Below are 24,027 nucleotides of genomic sequence, written 5' to 3' on the forward strand. Positions count from 1 at the left end.
CCGAATCGCTGAGCTGCCATATCAACGACGGCCAAGCACCGTTAGTGTTAAGGATAATCATGTCTATTCGCAGATACTTTTCCCGTTTTGCCCTGTTGATCGTGGCATTGCCTTTCCTCAGTGCGTTCAGCGCACAGGCTCAAAATTCCCCTTTTGACGTTGCTGACCATAAGCAGATTCGCGTCATTATTAGCGCCGATGCTAAAAACGAGGCTGACGATGATTTTGCCGTGGCTCATGCGGTACTGACGCCGACGATGCAGGTGAAAGGGCTGATTGCTGCCCATTACTCCCGTACCGCGCCGTTGATGAAACGTGATGGCGAAAATAGCATGATGGAAAGCTACCACGAGCTTCAGCGCCTGATGAACGTGATGGGAAAAACGGACATTCCTGTTTATCGCGGTGCGACACACGCCCTGAAAGCCGACGGTGGTGCGCCTGCGTTGAGTGAAGGGGCGCAAATGCTGATCAAGGAAGCGTTAAAAGACGACTCGCATCCGCTGTTTGTGTTAGTCATGGGGCCGATTACGGATATCGCTGCTGCATTGCAGGCTGAACCAAAGATCGCCAGCAAAATGACGGTGGTGTGGATTGGCGGCATGCCTTATCCGAAAGGCGGCTGGGAATATAATATGTTCAACGATCCGGTTGCGGCGAACAGCGTATTCAAGTCTCAGGTGCCGTTGTGGCAGGTTCCGCATAATGTCTATATGTCCGTGCGCGTCTCGCTGTCTGAACTTGCCGTGCGCGTTAAGCCGCAGGGGAAAGTCGGGGAGTACCTATGGCAACAGCTGATCGAGTTTAACCGTGCGATTTCCGAAACCATCAAAGACGTTCCCTGGCCGAAAAGTGAAGTCTGGGTCTTGGGTGATAACCCCGCGGTTTCGCTGCTGCTGGATGACCACGAATACCACTATACGCTGGTCAACGCACCGCAGTTAAACGACGATCTGACCTATGCACCGCAGGACAATGCGCGTCAGATTCGGGTGTATAACGCGGTTGATGCCCGCTTCACGCTGGAAGATTTCTACGCCAAGCTGGCGTTGGTCTATGGCCAAGGGAAATAAAAATCCCAGAAGTGCGTACTCTGGGGCAATATTTTTCACTTAAGCCCCACTTATTGAGCTCCTGAATTTTTTCTATCAGGCAAAACGCCACGCTTTATCAGCAAATACACTGGGATGAACGGCCGATATGGACACGTTATCCCAGTGTTTTCGCCACCTACTTTGATACGTAAATACCCATTTTTTAAGTGATTGATTTTAAAGCCATCAACGTTTAAGTCCCTCATCTCACCTGGTGATGCCCACTCTCCATGACTGAGATACGCCTCATATAACTTTCGATACGATTCATTACTTTTCTTTACCTTTGATCGAAAACAATATTTTGAATGCATCTTTTTGTTATTCATAGGGTGAGTAATGTCACGACAGTTGTTGTGGTTTCTGTCAAATGGATAACTAAAATGACCGCCAGTAGGCGGCTTAATTTGGACACAAACGCATGGTCAGGATAAGCATGTCAGTCTCCTATCTGTGGGGCATGGTAGCCAGTCTCTTTCTAATGATGCCAGCCTATTCCGCTGATGCTCCGGCGTCACCCCCTCCCGCCCCGATAGAAGCACGAAACTCCGTATTCACCAATCAACACCCCGATCAGTTCAACTCGTGGAAAGCGACCAGTGAACAATCTGAGCGTCACGATGCGCTGGCAGAAGACCCCATGATGGTGATCCTCTGGGCGGGTTATCCCTTCTCCAGAGACTATAACAAGCCGCGCGGCCACGCCTATGCCATAACGGATGTGCGTGAAACGCTGCGTACCGGCGCACCAAAGACGGCAGAAGATGGCCCTCTGCCGATGGCGTGCTGGAGCTGTAAAAGCCCGGACGTCGCCCGCTTGATTCAACAGGAAGGTGAGGACGGTTACTTCAAAGGCAAATGGGCACGAGGCGGGCCGGAGATTACTAACGATCTCGGCTGTGCAGACTGCCATGATACCGCGTCCCCGGATTTCGCTCAGGGAAAACCGGCGCTGACGCTGTCCCGTCCTTACGCTGAGCGCGCAATGGAAGCGATTGGTAAACCATTTGATCAATCCAGTCGGTTTGGCCAGCAATCTATGGTCTGTGGACAATGCCACGTTGAGTATTATTTTTCCGGTAAAGACAAGGCGGTGAAATTTCCATGGGATAACGGCACCAAAGTCGAAGACATGGAAAAATACTACGACGCGATCTCCTTCTCCGATTGGACCAACTCCCTTTCCCGCGCACCGATGCTGAAAGCCCAACATCCAGAATATGAAACCTGGAGCATTGGTATTCACGGTAAAAACAACGTGACCTGTATCGACTGCCATATGCCGAAAGTGAAAAACGCGGACGGTAAATTGTATACCGATCACAAGATAGGTAACCCTTTCGACAATTACGGCGAAACCTGTACCAATTGCCACACGCAGGATAAAGCGGCGATGCAGGCGGTTGTTGCTGAACGTAAAACGGCCATTCAGGACTTAAAACTGAAAGCAGAAGCGCAACTGGTTCACGCGCACTTTGAGGCGAAAGCGGCCTGGGATGCCGGTGCAACCGAAGCAGAAATGCAGCCGATTCTGATGGATATCCGCCATGCGCAATGGCGCTGGGATCTGGCGGTTGCCTCTCACGGTATTCACATGCATGCGCCGGATGAAGGCTTACGGATGCTTGGCACTTCGCTGAGTAAATCCGCCGAGGCGAGAACCAAGCTGGTGCGCCTGTTGGCCCAGAAAGGAATAACAGGAGAAATCAAGCTGCCGGATATCTCGACGAAAGAGAAAGCGCAGCAGGCAATTGGGCTCAACATGCAGCAAATCAACGCCGAAAAACAGGATTTCCTGAACACGGTAGTGCCGCAGTGGGATGAGCAAGCGCGTAAAGCGGGACGACTGAACTAATAACCCCTCATCGCCCGTGGACGCGGGCGATCATAAAGTGGAGTGGATATGAGCGTATTACGTTCGTTATTGACTGCCGGGGTGCTGGTATCAGGCATGCTTTGGGCATTGCCAGGGCTGACGCAGCCCGCACCTCAGGCGGAAAAAGGAGAGCGCTGGGAGGTCATGCCGCAGCGCAATCCCGATGAGGCTTGTCTACAGTGCCATAAACCGGAAGAGGATGGCATGCAAGGCAAGCATGCCTCCGCCGTCAACCCGCATAATCAAAAACAGCTGACCTGCATCAACTGTCACGGCAAGCCATCGCCGATGCACCGCGAAGGCGTTAGAGATGTCATGCGCTTTAACTTCCCGATGTACAAGGTGGAAGAGCAAAACAGCGTCTGTATGTCATGCCATACGCCGGAACAGCTGCAGAAATCGTTTTGGCCACACGATGTGCACGTCGCGAAAGTGGCCTGTGCCAGCTGCCATCAACTGCACCCCACGCAGGATAGTATGCAGACGCTGAACGACAAGAGTCGCATCAAACTGTGTGTGGATTGCCATAGCGATCAGCGCAATAACCCAGACTTCAACCCAGCCTCAGTTCATCTGGGTAATAAGAGGCAGCCATGAGTTGCTCTCGTCGTCAATTTCTTGCCCGTATGGGGGGGCTGATTGCCATCACCAGTACGGCGGGGCAGGTCGTCGCACAGACGCTGAATATCAACGGCGTCCGCTACGGCATGATCCACGATGAATCGCTCTGTATCGGCTGTACGGCGTGCATGGATGCCTGCCGGGAAGTCAATCAGGTGCCGGAGGGCGTCTCGCGCCTGACGATCGTTCGCAGCGAACCAATCGGGACGTTTCCTGACGTGAAATATCGCTTTTTCCGTCACTCTTGTCAGCACTGCGATCATGCACCTTGTGTTGACGTGTGTCCTACTGGGGCGTCATACCGTGATGCGGCGAGCGGCATTGTAGATGTGAATCCCGACCTGTGCGTAGGGTGCCAATACTGTCTTGCTGCCTGTCCTTATCAAGTGCGCTTTATCCATCCGAAGACGAAAACGGCGGATAAGTGCGATTTTTGCCGCAAGACCAACCTGAAGGCCGGAAAACTGCCCGCCTGTGTGTTGTCTTGTCCGACTAACGCGCTGACGTTCGGCAACCTTGACGATCCTGACAGCGAGATTTCCCGCCTGCTTCGTCAACAGCCGACGTATCGCTACAAAATCGCGCTCGGCACTCGTCCTAAGGTTTATCGCGTACCGTTTAAATACGGGGAGGTTCATCAATGACGCCCGTGTCTTCAAGCGCATTCCATTTTGATTCGTTAGTCTGGGACTGGCCGATTGCGATTTACCTGTTTTTGGTGGGCATTTCTGCGGGGCTGGTGACGCTGGCGGCCCTGCTGCGGCGCTACCACCCCGAGCAGGCAACCGCCGACAGTACGCTCATGCGCACAACGCTGATTCTTGCACCGTGCACCATCATCTTTGGATTGCTGATTCTGATCTTCCACCTGACGCGCCCCTGGACGTTCTGGAAACTGATGTTCCATTACAGCTTTACCTCGGTGATGTCCGTTGGGGTCATGCTGTTTCAGGTCTATATGGCGGCGCTGGCGGTCTGGCTGGTCAACATTTTCAGCGAGCAGGTTATCGTGCTGCAACAGCGCTGGCTACCGAAGCTGACCCTCGTTCCCAAGGTGCTCGGCTGGCTGGCACCGCTGCAGAAATCGCTGGATATCGTGATGTTGCTGCTGGCGGTGATGTTAGGGGCTTACACCGGATTTTTACTCTCCGCGCTGAAAACCTATCCGCTGCTGAATAACCCGATCTTGCCGGCTTTATTCCTGTTTTCAGGGGTGTCCTCCGGTGCGGCCGTGGCGCTGATCGCCATGGCCTGCCGCTATCGCCGCAATCCGCATAGTGAAGAAGCGCACTTTATCCATCGTGTCGAAACGCCAGTCGTGTGGTTAGAGATCTTCTTACTGTTCGCGTTCTTTATCGGCCTTGCTTTAGGGGACGATGGGAAGCAGCGGGCGCTGGTGGCCGCCGTGGGCGGGGGATTCTGGGCCGTGTGGTTCTGGCTGGGCGTAGTAGGGATTGGATTAGTTATTCCCTTGCTGCTCAAGTCATGGGCTAGCCGACAGCATTCACCTTATGGCGTGTTGGCGGTGTGCGGCCTGAGTCTGGTGGGCGTTTTGCTACTGCGTTTCTTTATCCTCTATGCGGGGCAGTTAACCGTTGTCTAATTCCCAGCAAGAGGCCCGTTGATGTTGTTATTGCCAGAATTTGGGTATGTCGCGCTGTCGCTGGCGGTTTGCGTCGGTGTGGCGACGGCGTTGCTGACATTTTCAGGCTACTCCCTGCGCTGGTCGGGCACTTACCGGCTGGCGCGGTGCTGGACGTTAGTACTGTTTGGCCTTGTGCTGTTCGCGTTTATCGCGCTGACGCTGAGCGTGGTGCAGGATGATTTCTCCGTTAACTACGTTGCCCAGCATAGCCATCGTGATTTACCGCTGGGGCTAAAAATTGCGGCGGTCTGGGGCGGGCATGAAGGATCGCTGCTGCTGTGGCTGTTATGTTTAACTGGCTGGAGTGCCATGCTTGCCTGCCGCTATCGCAAGGCGACGAGCGATCTGTTTCCACTGACGCTGGCGATGCTGGCCGTGATTTCGACCGCGCTGCTGGTGTTCATTCTGTTCTTTTCCGATCCTTTTGTGCGTCTCTTCCCGCCAGCGGTGGCGGGGAGGGATCTCAATCCCATGTTGCAACACATTGGCCTCATCCTCCATCCACCGCTGCTCTATCTGGGCTATGGCGGGTTAACCGTGAGTGCGGCGCTGGCGCTGGCCGCCCTGATTCACGGTGCGTTTACTGCGCCAGCCGCCTGGATTTGCTGGCGCTGGACGCTGCCCGCCTGGAGCCTGTTAACGCTGGGGATCATCCTCGGGTCGTGGTGGGCCTATAACGAGCTGGGCTGGGGAGGATGGTGGTTCTGGGATCCGGTAGAGAACGCCTCGCTACTTCCGTGGCTTACGGCCAGCGCATTACTGCACAGCCTGTCTGTCACCCGCATGCGCGGTATATTCCGCCATTGGTCGCTGATATTGGCGCTGCTGACGTTCATTTTATGCCTGCTGGGCACGTTGATTGTGCGATCCGGGATACTGGTTTCCGTCCATGCTTTCGCCCTCGAACATGATCGCGCAGTGCCTCTCTTTATCCTGTTTGCCTGCTTAAGTATGGCGGCGCTGGCGGTTTATGGCTGGCGTGCTCAGCTTGTCCGCTCTGCTGCCCGTTTCTCCGGCTGGTCGCGGGAAATGGCGATACTGCTGGTACTGCTGTTATTCAGCGCTGTCGCGCTGGTGGTACTGCTCGGCACGCTTTACCCGATGATCTATGGGCTGGCGGGCTGGGGGAAAATCTCCGTAGGCGCGCCTTATTTTAACCGCGTGCTTTTGCCCTTCGGTGGTCTGATGCTGCTGCTCATCGGGGTAGCGGCGGGAGGCTACTGGAAACGTAGCACTCGATGGCCCGTCCGGCGTTTAGGAATGACGCTGGCCGTCGGCGTTATTACTGCTCTGGTCTTATGGCCGTATGGGTACGCCGTTGCACTGGCTGCGGGTCTGATCGGTTGGGCTATGGCTGCGCAGTGGTTACAGCCGCTGTCGGCGATAGGTCAGCAACTTCCTGCGCTGCTGGCGCATACGGGTGTGGCGCTATTTGCCCTGGGGATTGTGTTCTCTGCGGGCAGCAAGCAGGAAATCAGCGCCAATGTCGGTCAGGGAGAACAGGTCACGCTGGGCGACTACCATTTCCGATTTTTACAGCTGGAGTTAGTAGCGGCACAGAACTACACCGCAGAGCAGGCTGTGATTGCGATTTATCGCGGCGACTCACCGATCGCTCAGGTCATGCCGGAACGCCGTTACTACAACGCACGCAAACAGCAGATGGTTGAGCCGGGCATTGCCTGGGGGCCGATCAGAGAATGGTATGCCGTGATGGGAGAGAAAACGGGCGAGAACCGCTATGCGATGCGTTTCTATGTGCAAACCGGCGTTCGCTGGGTGTGGGGTGGCGGTTTACTGATGATCGCGGGCGCACTGCTGGGATGGTTCAGAGGGAGACGGGCCTATGACTAAATACCTGGCGCTCCTTTTCATGTTGCTGGCTGTTTCTGTGCCGGCTCAGGTAGTCGATACCTGGGCGTTCTCCAGTCAGGCACAGCGGCAGGAAGCGATGGCGATTGCCGGTGAGTTACGCTGTCCTCAATGCCAGAACCAAAGTCTGCTGGAATCGAATTCGCCCGTGGCGGTCAGCATGCGCCATGAGGTCTTTTCCATGGTGGAGCAGGGCAAGAGCAAGTCAAACATTATGGCATTTATGAATCAGCGCTATGGCGATTTTGTTCAGTACAACCCACCGATGAAAATGCAAACCGGCATCCTCTGGCTTACGCCGCTGCTTTTGCTATTAGCGATTGCGGTTATCGCGTGGCGGGTGATGCGGCGGCAGAACCGAGGGGCGCGCCTATGAGCCTGTTAAGCGTGAACCTGTTGGACCTGAACGTATTAAGCATGGTGTTTGTCGCCATCACGGTTGTCGTTCTGGCTGTCGGACTGTTATGGCCGCTATTGCCCCTGCGCAAGCCGGAGGGGGATGACAAGCTACCGCGTTTAGCCGAACGCATCTGGCATTTTCAGTGCGAGCAGGCAGGGAAGTACCTTTCTGAACATGAAGCCAGGATGCTGGGGCGCGAACTGTCTCACGACCTGCCGTTAACGTCATCCTCTTCTTCTGCACCGCGCCCGATGTCTGTCATCGCCGTTGTGGCCGCGATCGTCGCTATCCTGTTGGGCAGTGCGACGTTCTACATGCTAAGTCCGCGTGCTGTGCTGGTTCAGGCGGAACGCCAGCGGTTGGCCGATCCGCTACATGATTTTAGCGACGCACAGCAGCAGGAAAAACAGCTTGCTACCTTGCAGGACAACATTCGTAAAACACCGGGTAACAGCGTCCTCTGGGCTGAGCTGGGTGAATATTATCTTTACCGTAACGCCTACGACAACGCGCTGCGTGCTTATCGGCAGGCGATTGCGCTGAAGGGCGACAGTGCTGAGCTGTATTCGGCGCTGGCAACGGTGCTGTATTACCAGGCGGGTCAGGTCGTCACGCCGCCTATGCAAGAGATGGTCGATAAAGCGCTGGCGCTGGATGCCAATGAAGTGACGGCGCTGATGCTGCTGGCGTCTGATGCGTTCCTGAAAGCGGACTATGCGCGCGCGATTACGATTTGGCAGCGCTTGCTGGATACATACAGCCCGCGGGTTAATCGCGTTCAGTTGATCGAAGCAATCAACACGGCAACGCTGCTAAAGAACAGCCAGAAATAGTGCGCGATACCCCTTGAATCAGAGGGACAAGCGCAGCTTTTTGCACCGTCATAATGACGAGAATAACCGGAATCACCGGTTTTATTGATCTCAATAAAACAGATTAACTCTTTATGGTTAGGGTCCCCGAGAGGGGGAGTAAGGGCACCATGTTATTCTATACCCGTCATACTTCAAGCTGCATGTGCGTTGGCTTTTCTCGCTCACCCCAGTCACTTACTTATGTAAGCTCCTGGGGATTCACTGCGTCGCCGCCTTCCTGCAACTCGAATTATTTAGGGTATATGGCATTAGAAAGTAGGAGTACACCCCTGATGTTAGAAGCGCGCGATGTGGTTTGCATACGCGATGAGCATGTGCTGTTCAGCGCGTTGTCGTTTACGGCCAGCGCGGGAGAAATGGTGCAGATTGCCGGTGCCAACGGGGTGGGAAAAACGTCGCTGTTGCGCATGTTAAGCGGTCTGGCGACGCCTGAATCAGGGGAAATCTGCTGGCAAGGGCAACGCATCAACCGTATGCGCGAACAGTTTAATCAGCAGCTTCTGTGGTTAGGCCATCAGCCGGGCATCAAGAGCGCCCTGACCGGTGAAGAGAACCTGCGCTTTTTCTATCCGCACCAGCAGCAGAATGCACTTTGGCAGGCGCTGGCCGCAGTCGGGCTGGCAGGTTATGAGGACGTGCCTGTGGCGCGTCTTTCGGCAGGGCAACAGCGTCGCGTCGCGCTGGCGCGTTTGTGGCTCACCGACGTCCCGCTGTGGATTCTGGATGAGCCGCTGACCGCGCTTGATGTGGCGGGCGTCGACATGCTGACGCAGCGTATGGAACATCATACTGCGCGCGGCGGCATCATCATTTTAACCACCCATCAGCCGCTGCGTCCGTTCGCTCAGCGCATTCGCTGTATCTCGCTGACTCCAAGTGAGGGAACCCCATCATGCAGCGTCTGATTGCCCGAGAATTGCGCGTCGCGTTGCGCAATAACGCGGAAATTCTCAACCCGCTGTGGTTCTTCCTGATCGTCATCATTTTGTTCCCTCTGGCTATTGGGCCAGAGCCGCAGCTATTGATGCGCGTGGCCCCCGGCGTGGTGTGGGTGGCGGCGTTGCTCGCTTCTCTGTTGGGGATGGATCGTCTTTTCCGCGATGACTATCAGGACGGTTCACTGGAACAGTTGACGCTGCTGCCGTTGCCGCTGCCGCTAGTGGTGCTGGCGAAAGTGGTGGTGCACTGGATGGTCAGTGGGCTGCCGCTGTTACTGCTTTCGCCGCTGGCGGCGCTGTTGTTTGGGCTGGACAGCCACGGCTGGCGGGTAATGGCGCTCACGCTGTTGCTTTGCACGCCAACGCTCAGTTTTCTGGGAGCCATTGGCGCGGGATTAACGGTCGGGCTGCGCCGCAGCGGCGTGTTGTTAAGCCTGCTGGTCTTGCCGCTCACCATACCGCTGTTGATTTTTGCGACGGCGGCGGTCGAGGCCGCCATGATGCAACTGCCGGTGGGCGGGTATCTGGCGATCCTCGGTGCTTTTCTGGCGGGCAGCGCCACCCTGAGCCCGTTTGCCACGGCGGCGGCGTTGCGGGTGAGCATACAGTAATTTTCCGATCTCAGGATCGCCTTCATCGTCCCGCTGGGATGAGTTTTACGCAGAGTGAGCACACGTTATGTTGAAAAAGAACTATCAGCTTACGCAGCCGGATCGCCTCTATGGCCTTTGCGGCAGGCTTATCCCCTGGTTTGCCCTGCTTAGCGCGGCGCTGTTGATCGGCGGTTGCCTGCTGGGATTTGGATTTGCGCCCGCGGATTATCAGCAAGGGCAAGGGTATCGCATCATGTACCTGCACGTGCCGGCGGCCGTGTGGTCGATGGGCGTCTATGCCGTGATGGCGATATTTGCGCTGATCGGGATAATTCGACAGTCAAAAACGGCGGAGCTTGCCGTGGCAGCAATGGCACCGGTCGGCGCGGTGTTTACCTTTATAGCGTTAACGACGGGCGCCACCTGGGGGAAACCGATGTGGGGAACCTGGTGGGTTTGGGATGCGCGTCTGACGTCGGAACTCGTTCTGCTGTTTCTGTACGTGGGCATCATCGCGCTCTACAACGCGTTTGACGATCGCCGTCTTGCCGGTCGTGCGGCGGCGATTCTGGTGCTGGTGGGCGTGGTGAATTTACCCATCATCCATTTCTCGGTCGAGTGGTGGAATACCCTGCATCAAGCATCGACAAAAATGCAGAAAACGATCGATCCCGCCATGCGTCTCCCGCTGCGAATCATGATGTTAGGATTTATGAGCTTGTTCGTGACGTTGTCACTTATGCGGTTGCGTAACTTGATACTGGTACAGCAGCGCCGTGCCCCTTGGGTGGCTGCGCTGCTTAATAAAGGAGGAATAGCCCGATGAACATCGCTTTCACGAGTTGGCAGGATTTCTTTGCGATGGGCGGCTATGCCTTTTACGTCTGGCTGGCCGTGGTGCTAACGCTGTTACCGCTGAGTGCGTTGGTCGGTCATACCCTCTTGAATCGTCGCGCATTGCTGAGTGATATTCGTCGCCAGCAGGCGCGTGAGCAGCGCAAGAATACGGCTCGCCAGTCGGAAACGATGGAGGTGGCGCAATGAGTGCCCCGCGTAAAACTCGCCTCTATGCCATTCTGGCCGTCGTCTGCGGCGCAGTGTTGACGGTAGCGCTGACGCTCTATGCGCTGAGCTCAAATATCGATCTCTTTTATACGCCCAGCGAAATTCTTTACGGCAAGAACGAAACGCAGGAAAAGCCGGCGATCGGGCAGCGTTTGCGCGTCGGCGGCATGGTGATGCCGGGCAGCGTGCGTCGCGACAGCCAAAGTCTGGAAGTTCGCTTCACCGTTTATGATGCGCAGGGCTCCGTGGATGTGACCTATAACGGAATGCTGCCGGATTTGTTCCGCGAGGGGCAAGGGGTTGTGGCGCAGGGCATTCTGGATACCGACGATCACATCATGGCGAAAGAAGTGCTTGCCCGACATGACGAAAACTACACGCCACCGGAAATTAAGGCGGCGATGGAAGGGCAAAACGGTCATGCAACGGCAGCGGGCACAGAGGGTAAACGGTTATGATGCCTGAAGTAGGCAATTATCTGCTCTGTCTGGCGCTGGGCGTCGCGCTGTTGCTCAGCGTGTATCCGCTGTGGGGCGCGTCGCGTCAGGATACGCGTCTGATGGCGCTGGCGCGTCCTCTTGCCTGGGCACTGTTTGCATGCATTTTGGCTTCCTTCCTCGTGTTGGTGCATGCGCTGGTGATCAATGATTTCACCGTCCTTTATGTAGCCAACAACTCGAACCGCGCGCTGCCGGTGTGGTATCGCGTGGCGGCGGCGTGGGGTGCGCATGAAGGCTCGCTGCTGCTCTGGGTGCTACTGATGAGCGGCTGGACCTTCGCGGTGGCAGTATTCAGCCGTGGAATGTCGCTGGATGCGGTCGCCCGCGTGCTGGCCGTAATGGGGATGATTAATGTCGGCTTCCTGCTGTTCATCATTCTGACGTCGAATCCCTTTACGCGTACGCTGCCGGACTACCCGATTGATGGGCGCGATCTCAATCCGCTGTTGCAGGATGTCGGGTTAATCTTCCACCCACCATTGCTCTACATGGGCTATGTCGGGTTCTCCGTGGCGTTTGCGTTTGCGGTCGCTTCGCTACTGGCGGAACGGCTGGACAGCGCATGGGCTCGCTGGTCCCGACCGTGGACGCAGGCGGCGTGGTCATTCCTGACGTTGGGTATCGTGCTGGGTTCGGGCTGGGCGTATTACGAGCTCGGCTGGGGCGGCTGGTGGTTCTGGGATCCGGTGGAGAATGCGTCATTGATGCCGTGGCTGGTGGGCACGGCGTTGCTGCACTCGCTGTCGGTCACAGAAAAGCGCGGCAGCTTCAAGGCCTGGACGGTACTGCTGGCTATCGGCGCGTTCTCGCTTTGCCTGCTGGGGACGTTTCTGGTGCGTTCCGGCGTATTGGTGTCGGTGCACGCGTTTGCCTCCGATCCGGCGCGCGGCATGTTTATTCTTGCGTTTCTGGTCATTGTCATCGGTGGCTCGTTGCTGCTGTTCGCCATCAAAGGCAACCGGGTACGGGCGCGGGTCACGAACTCGATCTGGTCACGTGAAACGTTCCTGCTCGGCAATAACCTGATCCTGATGGCGGCGACGCTCGTCGTGCTACTGGGAACGCTGCTGCCGCTGGTGCATAAACAGCTGGGCTTAGGCAGCATCTCGATTGGCGCACCGTTCTTCAACACCATGTTCACCCTGTTAATGGCACCGTTTGCCCTACTGCTGGGTGTGGGGCCTCTGGTTCGCTGGCGGCGCGATGAACCGCAAAAGCTGCGTAAGCTGCTGCTGATTGCGCTGGCCGTGACTGCTGCGCTGTCGCTGCTGCTGCCGTGGCTGTTACAGGATGCCGTTGTTGCCATGACGGTGGTTGGCCTGTCGATGGCGCTGTGGGTGTTCTTCTTAACGATGTACGAGCTGCATACCAGTTCCACCCGTCGTCATGGTCTGCTGCGCGGTTTGACCAAGCTCTCACTGAGCCAGTGGGGCATGGTGTGCGGTCATATTGGGCTGGCGGTGACGGTGGTAGGCATCGCCTTCAGCCAGAATTATAGCGTTGAGCGGGATGTGCGGATGCGGGCTGGCGACAGCATTGCGATCCACGATTACCGTTTTACGTTTCAAGGCGTGCGTGATGTCGTGGGGCCTAACTGGCAAAGCGCGAAAGGGACGATTGAGGTCACGCGTAACGGCAAACCGGAAGCGACGCTGAAGGCGGAAAAACGCTTCTACAACACCAGCGGTGCGATCATGACGGAAGCGGCGATTGATGCAGGCGTGACGCGCGATCTCTATGCGGCCTTGGGTGAAAAGCTGGATGACGGTAGCTGGGCGGTGCGGCTGTATTACAAACCGTTTATCCGCTGGATTTGGTACGGCGGGGGGTTGATGGCGTTAGGCGGCATCCTGTGCATGTTTGACCCGCGCTATCGCCTGCGTCGCGCCGTTCGGGAGACAGCATCATGAGTCGCAAAATCTTGTTAATCCCGCTCGCCCTATTTTTACTGCTGGCCGTTGCCTTGCTGTGGCAACTGGTGCGTAACAGCGACGGTGATGATCCGATGCGGCTGGAGTCGGCCCTGATCGGTAAACCGATTCCCGCGTTTCGGCTGGAATCGCTGGATCAGCCGGGAAAGATTTATAGCCAATCTGAGCTGAGCGATGGCAAACCGCTGCTGCTGAACGTCTGGGCGACCTGGTGCCCGACGTGCCGCGCGGAGCACCAGTTTCTCAACACGCTGGCGGCGCAGGGAATTCGCGTCGTGGGCATGAATTATAAAGATGAACGCCCCAAAGCGGTTGAATGGCTGAAGACGCTGGGCAACCCCTATGCAATGAGCTTATTTGATGGCGACGGCATGCTGGGGCTGGATCTGGGCGTGTACGGCGCGCCAGAAACCTTCCTGATCGACGGGAAAGGCATCATTCGCTATCGCCATGCGGGCGATCTCAACCTGCAGGTATGGCAAGAAACGCTGCAACCGCTGTGGGAAAAATACAGCAAGGAGGGCGGCGCATGAGAGTGCTGAGTTTCCTTGGTGCGCTGCTGCTGTCGTTCAGCGTGCTGGCGTCATCCGAAGTCTTGCGTTTTGACAACGACGCGCAGGAGCAGCAGTTTCGTGAGTTGACGATGCAGCTGCGCTGCCCGAAATGCCAGAACAACAGTATTGCCGATTCCAATTCGATGATTGCGTCGGATATGCGGCAAAAAGTGTACGAGCTGATGCAGCAGGGGCAAACGAAAGAGCAGGTTGTCGATTATATGGTGGATCGTTACGGTTATTTTGTGACGTATGAACCGCCGATCACGCCGTTTACCATTCTATTATGGCTGCTGCCTGCGCTGTTTCTGGCCGCAGGAGCGTGGATGATTATCCGGCGTGCACGCCGCATCAGAAGCGCCAAAGAACCGATGAGCGAACAGGATAAAAAGCGCTTGCAGACGCTGTTAGGGCGTGAGGAGAAATCGGAATGATGTTACTGACAACCGTCATTGTGCTATCGCTGATTGCGCTTTCTGCGCTCCTGCTTGCACCGTGGTCGTCACGGGGCGAATACGATCGCGATGCGATCAATCAGGCGCTGTATCGCGACCGTCTGCGTGAACTTAATGGAGATGTTGCCAATGAGCAGGAGCATGCTCAACTGGTTGAAGAACTCCAGCATACGCTATTGCAGGATATTCCCGGCGGCGCGAAGGCACAACAGCGTCCGCTAAACCGCTGGTTTTTGCTGCCGGGCGTGCTGCTGTTGGTCATTGTCAGCCTTGGCGTGTTTTGGAAAACCTCGGCGGTTAATCGCGTGCAGGAGTTGCAGCAGGTTGTGGCGTTAACGCCGGAGCTGATGAAGCGAGCGCTGGATCCTGACGCCGAACCGCTGACCATTGAAGAAGTCGCGCGTCTCGGTCTGGGATTGCGTAGCCAGTTGGAGACGCAGTCGGACAATCCACAAGACTGGTGGATGCTGGGGCGCATTGCGGGCTTGCTGAATAACTACGACATGTCCGTACAGGCGTTTGCCAAGGCGTTCCAGCTCGATCCGAAAAATACGGATCTGGCGCTGGACTATGCCGATCTGCTGTCGCGATCTACCGACCCGCGTGATAGCCAGCGCGGTGGTGAGATGCTGCGTGAACTGATGAATTCCGGCTCGACCAATGTGCGCGTGCTGAGCCTGCTGGCTTTCAATGCCTATGAAGCCCAGCGCTATCAGGATGCGATTGATGCCTGGCAAATGATGCTGAAACTGCTCCCGCAAAACGACACGCGCCGTGCGGTTATCGAGCGCAGCGTCGGACAGGCGAAAGCATCGCTGTCGGTGCAGGCAACCACCGGCAAGTGAGTCCTCTTTTTATCTTCATCATCAATAGCAGAGGGGCGATATATCGCCCTTTTGTTATCCGACAATTTATCTCTTCCAACTTCGTTGTTTCCGTTCAGACTCGGATGGTTTATCACGGATATGGATTTGGAATCTCAGTCGTTTCTGTCAGTAGTGTGAAGGTTTCGTGCGCATTACCTACGGTTTTTTCTGCAACCGTTGCAGCACGCGCCCGACGCGGGGCGGCTCAATTGCCGTCGCCCCGCGACCCCTGGCTTTTCGCGGTAAATCGCGCCGCTTCGCGGTGCCTTCGGTGTTCACGCCCGCTGTTCGGACCGCCTGCGACGCGCTCCAGACGCGGCGCAGGCTTTCGCGGCGTCCATGCCGCTCATCCGGCGGTCATGTACACCTCTGCGCGATTTTTTACGCGAGCCAACCCCATAAAACCAAAAGACTGAACCTAGCACATCTTTATTTGTGAAGGGATTCCTCCGCCTGCACGGAGGATTTCTGTGGACGGCCTTCATGTTGAAGGGGATGCCGTCCTTATACCGTTCTATTTGCAGAATGAAAACGGGAGTAACGGAATAGAAGAGTAAAGCGTTTGCGCCAGGGATGGCGCAATCCGAGCGTACATGGACGTATTCACAGCGTCTTTACGATCTATCCGTTACTCCCGCTCGCCGGACTTTGTCAGCAACGATAGGACGGCATACGCCGTCCCGAGTGTTACGAAGGGGGCGGGTTATAGCCCGCTTTTGACGCCGTGCATGTCCGGCAGTTTGTGGGCGATGCCTTTGTGGCAGTCGATACAGGTTTGACCGAGTTTTATCGCTTCGCTGTGTTTCTCCGCCGCGACGGTTTTTTGCCCTGAGAAGTCCATGTAGTCAAAGTTGTGACAGTTGCGGCATTCCTGAGAATTGTTATTTTTCATGCGCCGCCATTCACTTTGCGCCATTGTCAGCCGATGAGCTTCAAATTTTTGTGGCGTATCAATCGTGCCCATTATTTTGCCGTACAGCTCTTTACTGGCCTGAATCTTACGCACCATTTTCGGCACAAATTCATGCGGAACGTGACAATCCGGGCAGGTGGCGCGCACGCCGCTGCGGTTGCTGTAGTGCGCGGTTTCCATATATTCCTGATAAACGGTATTGCGCATTTCATGACAGCTGATGCAGAACGCCTCGCTGTTGCTCATTTCCATGCCTTTCTGGGATGTTGCCAGAAAGAAAATACCGCCCGCGAAGCCGATAATGAGCAACGTTCCCAGCGCCAGCCGACTCGGGCGACGCCACCATTGCCACAGCTGGCGCAACAACCGTCCCACTTTTCCTGGTTGTTTCATAGCAAACCTCACTGACCAAAGCCTTTAGAAGGGGCGAACGTGTTGCCGGTAATCGGCGAGCTGTCCGCCTGCGGCACGTGGCACTGCAGACAGAAATGGCGCGCAGGGGCGACATTGCTCAGCACCTTGCCGTCTCTGTCGACAAAATGGGTCGGGCTGACGCGCGGGGCGCTGGTGGAACGATAGCTCTCCACGCCGTGACACTGTAGGCAACGGTTAAAGGTCGGGGTGACCTGATAGCCATCCACGCTATGCGGGATCATCGGTGGCTGGTTGACATAGTTGAGCGCCATACGCTCCTGCTGCTTCGGCATCCGGCTATTTCCCGGCTGTGTCGCGGCGACTTCTGGCGATTGGCTTAAATCGACCTGTGCAGTAGCGATTGCACTACCTACTATTGTACTGCCCATTATCGCCAGGGCGGTGATCCAGCGAAACCATCCCATTCTCAGGCTTTTCATGACTTTGCTCCCGATTTCCATCTAAGGGTTATTTTAAAAACGTCTTCAGCGCAGACATCAATACAGCGTCCGCATGTTATGCAGTCTCGGTCAGTAACCTGTGCCGGACTGTGTTTATCAAGCAAGGGGGCGCGTAGCACCTGTGGCTCTGGACATACATGAAAGCAGTCCATACAACGCGTACAGCGTTCACGCTCAGTGGCATCCACAGCCAGCGCGCCTTTACCGCCAAGCGCACCATACAGCGCGCCGGTTGGACAAAGGTGTCCGCACCAGCCGTGTTCCACGACCCACAAATCAAACAGAAATAGCGCCAGCAGCAGCCAGATACCTGCACCAAACCCGAAAATCAGCCCGCGACCCATCAGTGAAACCGGGTTGACCCATTCCCACAGCAGCCCGCCCGTCAGCGCACTTCCTGCCAGAATGAGGATCAGCAGCAGATAGCGCAGATTGCGGGGGATCGTTGCCGAGGCAGTGATGCCGAAACGACGACGTAGCCAGGCGGCTAAATCGGTAAGCGGATTAACCGGGCAGACCCAGCTACAGAACAGGCGCTTGCCTGCCAGCGCATAGCTCAGCGCGATAATCAGCGCACCGACCAGCGCGAGCGTGGCGGGCAGATGACCGCTAGCCAGACTTTGCAGCACCATCAGCGGATCGCTGATCGGCACGGTGTCGAGCAAGCGGCTGGCGCTGTAGTTGCCGTGCAGGATCCAAAATCCAAAGAGCGGGCCGCTGAGGAACATGAGCAGCACCAGAGACTGGCTCAGACGGCGTAAGACCAGCCAGCGGTGACTGCGCCACCAGCCTTTTTTCGCCCGGGCTTCTCGTCCGGCGTCCTGCTTACGATTTGCCATCGCGTGCCTCCAGCCAACTGAAACGGTAGTGATGTCCGAGTTCGCCTTTTGCCAGCGCGCGCGGTAAGACCTTGATCGCCGGCTGTTCCAGCACGCAGGCTTTTTCACATTTGCCGCAGCCGGTACAGACATCGCTATGCACCGTCGGCAGAAAACGGGCATGTTTTCCGGTGCGGGTATTGCGCTCTGGCTCCAGCGTGATGGCGCTATCGATGAGAGGACAGACGCGATAGCAGACATCGCAACGCAGCCCCTGATAGTTCAGGCAGTTTTCCTGATCGAGCAGCACCGCTAATCCCATGCGGGCGTCATCAATAGCCTCCAGCGGCTGTAACGCTCCGCTGGGGCAGGCGACCACGCAGGGAATGTCCTCACACATCTCGCACGGGATATCGCGCGCGACAAAGTAAGGGCTACCGGCTGCGGAACCGGAGACCAGCGTTGCCAGCTTCAGCGTGTCGTACGGACAGGCCTGAACACATTGGCCACAGCGTATGCAGGCACCGGAAAACGCCGCCTCAGACAGCGCACCCGGTGGCCGCAGCCGGAGTTCGTCGGCCTGAGCGCGCCGCTGCTGAATGCCGAGAACCGTCACCGCTGCTGATAACCCAGCAACGGCACGGACGGCGTCACGCAGAAAGCGACGGCGAGCGGGTGATGAATTCTCCGGGCGTGCCATGCGCGTTATACCTTAGCCAGCTTGACGGCACATTTCTTAAAGTCCGTTTCTTTCGACAGCGGATCGGTCGCATCCAGCGTCAGGACGTTAGTCATCTGCGCAGCGTCGAAGAACGGCATATACACCAACCCACGCGGTGGCTTATTGCGGCCACGTGTCTCAACAATCGAGACGACTTCACCACGGCGCGAGATAATGCGGACTTTCTCACCACGACGCAGATCGCGCGCTTTGGCATCCTGCGGGTGCATAAACAGCACGGCTTCGGGGAAGGCGCGATGCAGTTCCGGTACGCGACGCGTCATGCTGCCGGTGTGCCAGTGCTCCAGAACACGACCGGTGGAGAGCCAGAGATCGTATTCTTCGTCCGGCGCTTCGGCGGCAGGCTCGTACGGCAGCGCGAAAATCACCGCTTTGCCATCCGGTTTACCGTAAAAACGGTAGGCTTCTCCCGCTTTGACGTAAGGATCGTTCCCTTCGCTGTAGCGCCACTGCGTTTCTTTACCGTTAACCACCGGCCAGCGTAGCCCGCGCACTTTGTGGTAGTCATCGAACGGTGCCAGGTCGTGACCGTGCCCACGGCCAAACGCAGCGTATTCTTCAAACAGGCCTTTTTGCAGGTAAAAACCGAAGTCACGGGATTCGTCGTTCAGCTGATTTTCCGCTAATTCACTGAGCGGGAAGCGCGTGGTGACATCGTTCGCAAACAGCACGTCGTAGAGCGTTTTGCCACGGTAGGCGGGTTTCTGCGCCAGAAGTTCTTCCGACCATACTTCCTCTACGGCGAAGCGCTTGGCAAAGCTCACCACCTGCCACAGATCTGATTTTGACTCGCCCGGTGCTTTAACCTGCTGACGCCAGAACTGCGTCCGGCGCTCGGCGTTGCCGTAGGCACCTTCTTTTTCCACCCACATCGCAGTAGGCAAAATCAGGTCAGCGGACAATGCGCTGATCGTCGGGTAGGGGTCGGATACGACGATAAAGTTACGCGGATCGCGCCAGCCCGGCATACGCTCCTGATTGATGTTCGGGCCGGCCTGCATGTTGTTGTTACACATCACCCAATAGGCATTCAGCGTGCCGTCTTTCAGCGCCCGATCTTGTGCGACGGCGTGCAGGCCGATCTTTTCAGGAATTGTGCCTGTCGGTAGCTGCCACAGTTTTTCCGCTATCGCGCGGTGTTTCTCGTTAGTGACGACCATGTCCGCAGGCAGGCGGTGGGCGAAAGTGCCGACTTCACGCGCGGTGCCGCAGGCAGAAGGTTGACCGGTTAATGAGAACGGTCCGCAGCCCGGCTGAGAGATCTTGCCCGTCAGCAGGTGGATGTTATAAACCAGATTGTTCGCCCAGACGCCGCGCGTGTGTTGGTTAAAGCCCATCGTCCAGTAGGAGATCACTTTCTTCTTCGGATCGGCGTAGAGTTTTGCCAGCGCTTCTAACTGATCGGCGGGAACGCCGCTGATCGCGACCGTTTTTTCCAGCGTATAGTCGGCGACAAAGGCTTTGTATTCTTCAAAACTCATCGGCTCAGACGCATCGGAACCCGGATTTTTCGCCGCTTTTTCTAGCGGGTGTGTCGGACGCAGGCCGTAGCCAATATCGGTCACGCCTCGGCGCAGGTTCACGTGGCGGGTAAAGAAGGCCTCGTTCACCGCATTGTTTTGGATAATGTAGTTGGCGATATAATTGAGAATGGCCAGATCGGTTTGTGGCGTAAACACCATGCCGTTATCCGCCAGCTCAAAACTGCGGTGCTGATAAGTGGACAGCACGGCGACCGTAACATTGCTGTTCGACAGGCGGCGGTCGGTGATGCGTGACCAGAGAATCGGGTGCATCTCCGCCATGTTGGAGCCCCACAGCACAAACGCATCGGTCTGCTCGATGTCGTCGTAGCAGCCCATCGGCTCATCCATACCGAAGGTACGCATAAAGCCGACGACCGCTGATGCCATGCAGTGGCGTGCGTTGGGGTCAATATTGTTGGAGCGGAAGCCCGCTTTGAACAGTTTGGCGGCCGCATAGCCTTCCCAAATTGTCGATTGCCCAGAGCCAAACATTCCTATCGCGTTCGGGCCTTTTTCCTTCAGGGCGGTTTTGAATTTCTCCGCCATGATGTCAAACGCCTGATCCCAGGAGATCGGAGTAAATTCGCCTTCTTTATCGAATTTTCCGTCACGCATACGCAGTAAAGGCTGGGTCACGCGATCCTGCCCGTACATGATTTTTGGCAGGAAATAGCCCTTGATGCAGTTTAATCCGCGGTTAACCGGCGCTTCGGGATCGCCCTGACTGGCGACGATGCGGCCGTTTTGCGTTCCCACTAGCACACCGCACCCTACGCCACAGAAGCGGCAAGGCGCTTTATCCCAGTGGATAGCATCGGACTGTTCGGTCACGGCACGAACCGCGGTGGGTATGGTGATGCCTGCGACCGCGGCTGCCGCTGCGACCGCGTTCGCCTTCATAAAGTGTCGTCGACTGAGTTTCATGGTATTTCCTCACCCTGAGCTTGTTGATCAAGAGGTTGTTCATCGAAAGCAAAAGATTGTTCATCACAAGACGGTTCATCAAGCTGGTGATAAACCAGCGAAACCGCCAGTACGCCTGTAAGCTCGCGCATTGACGCTATTTGTTTTAACAGCGTGTCTTCTGAATCTGACTCCAGCACCACGACCATTTTTCCGGTATCGCTATCGCTGGCACCCACTTCTACATTGGGCAGCGTCGCTAACGCCTCGCTAACGGCTGCCATCTGCGCCGTGTTGACGTGAACCACTACACTGCAAACATGCCAGACTGTGCTCATCGGTTTTCCTGTTGCGTCGGGAGACGCGCTGGCGCGGTGTGATATCCCGCGGTGATTTTTTTCATCGACATGGCACCGACAGGGCACCCGGAAATGCATGCACCACAGGTGGTACAGGCGTCGTTGTCGATGGACGGTGCGGCAACGCGCCCAATGGTGGGCCGGAATCGTATCGCGCCTGTTTCACATGCATCCTGACAGCTGCGGCATTCCACCTGATGCAGTGATAAACAGGCATCCTGAATCGTCAGGTGGTATTCCCACGGCGTGGTGTGACTCTCCGCGAATAGCGCTTGTGGACAGGCTCGTGCGCAGTCGTAGCAGAACGTGCATTCGCCGCGCTGAAAATCGATGGTGGGAAAACCGCCCGAACCACGCTGGATAATCCCCGATCCGCAGGCATCTACGCAGACGTTGCAGCGCGTGCACTGGCTCAGGAACTGGCTTTCTGCACCGCTCCACGGCGGACGCAACGCGTTATCTGCCCGCTGTAGGCCACCAGTTAGTAAGGAACGCCGGGAAAGGTTAGTCATGGCAGTTTTTCGCTCTGGCACGCAATGAAATATCCAATAAAAAACACGCTGTTTTTGTAGGGGTTACACTATTCCTCTTAGGCTGTATGCGATAATCACCCTTTAGAGGTAAATGGTGGTGCCGGATCAAGCTTATGTGGGATTCGCGTCTCATTGGCTTGCGGGAGCGTGTGGGGATCGTGATAGTAAATACCCGTCATACTTCAAGCTGCATGTGCGTTGGCTGCGTTCACTCACCCGAATCACTTACCTGAGTAAGCTCATCGGGACTCATTCTCTTGCCGCCTTCCTGCAACTCGAATTATTTAGGGTATTAGAGTCTGTATGATGCCAAAGAGGATTATTCGTCGTGATGGTTAAACGTCCTGTTTCTACCAGCCTGGCTCGCGCGTTTTTTTATATCGCGCTGCTTTCATTTCTGACGACGGGCATTGCGCTACTGACGTTAGCCAGCGGTTTACGCGATGCAGAAGCGATCAACGTTGCCGGTTCCATGCGAATGCAAAGCTATCGTATGGGGTATGACCTACAGGGCGATCGTGCAGAATTAGCATCGCATCGCCGCCTCTATGCGCAAACGCTGGATTCCCCGGTTTTTCATCTGCTGGATCGCTGGTATGTGCCACGCGATGTGCGCGATCGTTATGCGGCGCTATTGCAGAGCTGGAAAACAATGGACGAGCGTCTGAACGCGGGGGATCGCGTGTGGTATCAGGACAATATTGTCGGATACGTCACGCAGATCGATCGCTTTGTACTAGCGTTGCAGCATTATTCCGAACGCAAGATGATGATAGTCGTTGTGACATCAATAATTGGCTCGATCACTATCTATATACTGATCTTCTTTACGCTGCGTCGCATTCGTCGTCAGGTGGTCGTGCCGTTGAATAAGCTGATGGCGGCCTGTGCGTCCATTGAGAAGGGGCGTTTCACCCATTCGCGGCTGGACGTCAATCTGCCTAACGAATTGGGATTATTGGCGCAAACCTTCAGTAGCATGACTGACGAACTGCAAAAGCTCTATCGTTCTCTGGAAGACAAAGTTCGGCAGAAAACGCTGCGCTTGCAGGAAGTGAACCGCATGCTGAAGGTGCTGTACAACTGTTCTCAGGCGATGAACGTCAGTACGATCGACAGACATTGTTTTCAGCAGATTCTGCAAATTGTTCGCCGCTATGAAACGGTCGGCTGTCTGGAAATGCGGGTCGGGGAGAACTGGCGGTTATGTGAAGGCCAGCCAGATGAACAGACGGCGTGGCAGGCCTTGCCCATCTGTTTGCAAGACGTTGAGTTTGGGCAACTACGGTGGCAGTCATCAACGCAGCAGCCGTCGGCGCAGCTGATGGAAAGCGTCGCGAATATGCTGGGTCGCGGCCTCTATTTCAATCAGGCACAGAAGCACTACCAGCAGCTGTTACTGATGGAAGAGCGTGCCACGATTGCGCGTGAACTGCATGATTCGCTGGCTCAGGTGCTTTCTTATCTGAATATCCAGATGACGCTATTAAAGCGTTCGGTAGCGGAAGAAAATGCGCAGGCCCGGCAGATCATCACTGATTTCGAGCAGGCGCTCAGCGATGCGTATCGTCAGCTGCGTGAACTGCTGGGCACATTCCGACTGACGCTGCAACAGGCCGATTTGCCAGCGGCGATGCAGGAAATGATTGAGCCACTGCGTGCGCAGACCCCGGCGACCATTACAATTGACTGTAGAATCCCTACGCAGGCGTTGGATGCATCACAGCAGGTTCACCTGCTGCAAATCATCCGTGAAGCGGTGCTGAACGCCATTAAACATGCGCAGGCGACGGCGATTACCGTCAACTGCCGTACGCAGCCCGATGGTCGTCACTGTGTTGATATTCGTGATGACGGCTGCGGCATTATCAATCAGGAGGAACCTGCGGGACATTACGGCTTAAATATTATGCAGGAACGCGCCGAACGGTTAGGCGGAAAGTTATCTATCGGCCTTCATCCTGAAGGGGGGACGCAGGTTAGCGTCTGTTTTTCGACGCCGACGACCGCGCGTGAACGTGACAACACGAACAATCTCTACCCTGAATAAGTCGAGTGGGAAGCAGGCTGCTT

Annotated in this window: 25 protein-coding genes; 18 read left to right on the plus strand and 7 right to left on the minus strand. The window is 56.1% G+C overall.

The features are described from left to right. Window positions 1-59: 59 nt before the first annotated feature. The 17 genes from MYB54_RS08745 to ccmI all read left to right on the plus strand — a co-directional run bounded on the left by MYB54_RS08745 (window position 60) and on the right by ccmI (window position 15,264). Window positions 60-1,073, plus strand: a complete 1,014-nt coding sequence (locus tag MYB54_RS08745) for a nucleoside hydrolase (RefSeq protein WP_248721815.1) — start codon at window positions 60-62, stop codon at window positions 1,071-1,073. 502 nt (window positions 1,074-1,575) lie between these two features. Then, window positions 1,576-2,949 (plus strand): ammonia-forming nitrite reductase cytochrome c552 subunit, encoded by a 1,374-nt coding sequence (gene nrfA / locus MYB54_RS08750; RefSeq protein WP_234405982.1) that lies wholly within the window; start codon window positions 1,576-1,578, stop codon window positions 2,947-2,949. Between the two features lie 48 nt (window positions 2,950-2,997). Further along, the gene (gene nrfB / locus MYB54_RS08755; protein ID WP_248721816.1) at window positions 2,998-3,567 is read left to right on the plus strand and encodes a cytochrome c nitrite reductase pentaheme subunit; all 570 of its coding nucleotides are present in this window, start codon (window positions 2,998-3,000) and stop codon (window positions 3,565-3,567) included. Then, on the plus strand, window positions 3,564-4,235 hold the full coding sequence (gene nrfC / locus MYB54_RS08760) for a cytochrome c nitrite reductase Fe-S protein (RefSeq protein ID WP_039481162.1): 672 nt from the start codon (window positions 3,564-3,566) through the stop codon (window positions 4,233-4,235). The genes nrfB and nrfC overlap by 4 nt, the downstream gene beginning before the upstream one ends. Continuing rightward, window positions 4,232-5,194, plus strand: coding sequence for a cytochrome c nitrite reductase subunit NrfD (gene nrfD, locus MYB54_RS08765; RefSeq protein WP_039314371.1), 963 nt, complete (start codon window positions 4,232-4,234; stop codon window positions 5,192-5,194). Before nrfC ends, nrfD begins: the two co-directional genes overlap by 4 nt. A gap of 21 nt (window positions 5,195-5,215) precedes the next feature. Continuing rightward, the gene (locus tag MYB54_RS08770; protein WP_248721817.1) at window positions 5,216-7,090 is read left to right on the plus strand and encodes a heme lyase CcmF/NrfE family subunit; all 1,875 of its coding nucleotides are present in this window, start codon (window positions 5,216-5,218) and stop codon (window positions 7,088-7,090) included. After that, entirely contained in the window at window positions 7,083-7,484 is a 402-nt protein-coding gene (gene nrfF, locus MYB54_RS08775; protein WP_248721818.1) for a heme lyase NrfEFG subunit NrfF, read from the plus strand. Before MYB54_RS08770 ends, nrfF begins: the two co-directional genes overlap by 8 nt. Beyond that, entirely contained in the window at window positions 7,481-8,341 is an 861-nt protein-coding gene (nrfG, locus tag MYB54_RS08780; protein WP_248721819.1) for a heme lyase NrfEFG subunit NrfG, read from the plus strand. The genes nrfF and nrfG overlap by 4 nt, the downstream gene beginning before the upstream one ends. A gap of 314 nt (window positions 8,342-8,655) precedes the next feature. Continuing rightward, complete coding sequence (gene ccmA / locus MYB54_RS08785) at window positions 8,656-9,288, plus strand: cytochrome c biogenesis heme-transporting ATPase CcmA (RefSeq protein ID WP_248721820.1); 633 nt, start codon at window positions 8,656-8,658, stop codon at window positions 9,286-9,288. Beyond that, entirely contained in the window at window positions 9,276-9,932 is a 657-nt protein-coding gene (gene ccmB / locus MYB54_RS08790; protein ID WP_014915774.1) for a heme exporter protein CcmB, read from the plus strand. The genes ccmA and ccmB overlap by 13 nt, the downstream gene beginning before the upstream one ends. Before the next feature lie 67 nt (window positions 9,933-9,999). After that, window positions 10,000-10,740 (plus strand): heme ABC transporter permease, encoded by a 741-nt coding sequence (locus tag MYB54_RS08795; RefSeq protein WP_010276478.1) that lies wholly within the window; start codon window positions 10,000-10,002, stop codon window positions 10,738-10,740. After that, on the plus strand, window positions 10,737-10,958 hold the full coding sequence (ccmD, locus tag MYB54_RS08800; RefSeq protein WP_010276482.1) for a heme exporter protein CcmD: 222 nt from the start codon (window positions 10,737-10,739) through the stop codon (window positions 10,956-10,958). Before MYB54_RS08795 ends, ccmD begins: the two co-directional genes overlap by 4 nt. Then, the gene (gene ccmE, locus MYB54_RS08805; RefSeq protein WP_039314390.1) at window positions 10,955-11,437 is read left to right on the plus strand and encodes a cytochrome c maturation protein CcmE; all 483 of its coding nucleotides are present in this window, start codon (window positions 10,955-10,957) and stop codon (window positions 11,435-11,437) included. Before ccmD ends, ccmE begins: the two co-directional genes overlap by 4 nt. Then, window positions 11,434-13,389, plus strand: a complete 1,956-nt coding sequence (locus MYB54_RS08810; protein ID WP_248721821.1) for a heme lyase CcmF/NrfE family subunit — start codon at window positions 11,434-11,436, stop codon at window positions 13,387-13,389. The genes ccmE and MYB54_RS08810 overlap by 4 nt, the downstream gene beginning before the upstream one ends. Then, a complete protein-coding gene (locus MYB54_RS08815; RefSeq protein ID WP_014915770.1) occupies window positions 13,386-13,943 on the plus strand; it encodes a DsbE family thiol:disulfide interchange protein in 558 nt (185 codons plus the stop codon). The genes MYB54_RS08810 and MYB54_RS08815 overlap by 4 nt, the downstream gene beginning before the upstream one ends. Further along, window positions 13,940-14,398 carry a cytochrome c-type biogenesis protein gene (locus MYB54_RS08820; RefSeq protein WP_014915769.1) on the plus strand — a complete coding sequence of 153 codons (459 nt, stop codon included), beginning with the start codon at window positions 13,940-13,942 and terminating at the stop codon, window positions 14,396-14,398. Before MYB54_RS08815 ends, MYB54_RS08820 begins: the two co-directional genes overlap by 4 nt. Beyond that, complete coding sequence (gene ccmI / locus MYB54_RS08825; protein WP_014915768.1) at window positions 14,395-15,264, plus strand: c-type cytochrome biogenesis protein CcmI; 870 nt, start codon at window positions 14,395-14,397, stop codon at window positions 15,262-15,264. The genes MYB54_RS08820 and ccmI overlap by 4 nt, the downstream gene beginning before the upstream one ends. Before the next feature lie 724 nt (window positions 15,265-15,988). On the opposite strand, the gene napC is transcribed toward ccmI, so the two are convergent. The 7 genes from napC to napF are packed head-to-tail and all read right to left on the minus strand — an operon-like array spanning window position 15,989 to window position 21,933. After that, window positions 15,989-16,591: a cytochrome c-type protein NapC gene (napC, locus tag MYB54_RS08830; protein ID WP_010276503.1), complete on the minus strand. Its 603-nt coding sequence runs from the start codon at window positions 16,589-16,591 to the stop codon at window positions 15,989-15,991. Between the two features lie 8 nt (window positions 16,592-16,599). Then, window positions 16,600-17,052: a nitrate reductase cytochrome c-type subunit gene (gene napB / locus MYB54_RS08835; RefSeq protein ID WP_039289043.1), complete on the minus strand. Its 453-nt coding sequence runs from the start codon at window positions 17,050-17,052 to the stop codon at window positions 16,600-16,602. Then, window positions 17,049-17,912, minus strand: a complete 864-nt coding sequence (gene napH / locus MYB54_RS08840; protein ID WP_248721822.1) for a quinol dehydrogenase ferredoxin subunit NapH — start codon at window positions 17,910-17,912, stop codon at window positions 17,049-17,051. The genes napB and napH overlap by 4 nt, the downstream gene beginning before the upstream one ends. Beyond that, the gene (gene napG, locus MYB54_RS08845; RefSeq protein WP_206556026.1) at window positions 17,899-18,600 is read right to left on the minus strand and encodes a ferredoxin-type protein NapG; all 702 of its coding nucleotides are present in this window, start codon (window positions 18,598-18,600) and stop codon (window positions 17,899-17,901) included. The genes napH and napG overlap by 14 nt, the downstream gene beginning before the upstream one ends. After that, window positions 18,597-21,083 carry a nitrate reductase catalytic subunit NapA gene (gene napA / locus MYB54_RS08850; RefSeq protein ID WP_206556020.1) on the minus strand — a complete coding sequence of 829 codons (2,487 nt, stop codon included), beginning with the start codon at window positions 21,081-21,083 and terminating at the stop codon, window positions 18,597-18,599. Before napA ends, napG begins: the two co-directional genes overlap by 4 nt. Beyond that, the gene (gene napD / locus MYB54_RS08855) at window positions 21,080-21,400 is read right to left on the minus strand and encodes a chaperone NapD (RefSeq protein ID WP_205594112.1); all 321 of its coding nucleotides are present in this window, start codon (window positions 21,398-21,400) and stop codon (window positions 21,080-21,082) included. The genes napA and napD overlap by 4 nt, the downstream gene beginning before the upstream one ends. Further along, window positions 21,397-21,933, minus strand: a complete 537-nt coding sequence (gene napF, locus MYB54_RS08860) for a ferredoxin-type protein NapF (RefSeq protein ID WP_094433515.1) — start codon at window positions 21,931-21,933, stop codon at window positions 21,397-21,399. Before napF ends, napD begins: the two co-directional genes overlap by 4 nt. A gap of 352 nt (window positions 21,934-22,285) precedes the next feature. Between napF and narQ the strand changes: the two genes are divergently transcribed. Beyond that, on the plus strand, window positions 22,286-24,004 hold the full coding sequence (narQ, locus tag MYB54_RS08865) for a nitrate/nitrite two-component system sensor histidine kinase NarQ (protein ID WP_248721823.1): 1,719 nt from the start codon (window positions 22,286-22,288) through the stop codon (window positions 24,002-24,004). The last annotated feature ends 23 nt before the right edge of the window (window positions 24,005-24,027 follow it).

The organism is Pectobacterium nicotianae (assembly GCF_023272715.1).
Classification (GTDB): Bacteria; Pseudomonadota; Gammaproteobacteria; order Enterobacterales; family Enterobacteriaceae; genus Pectobacterium; species Pectobacterium brasiliense.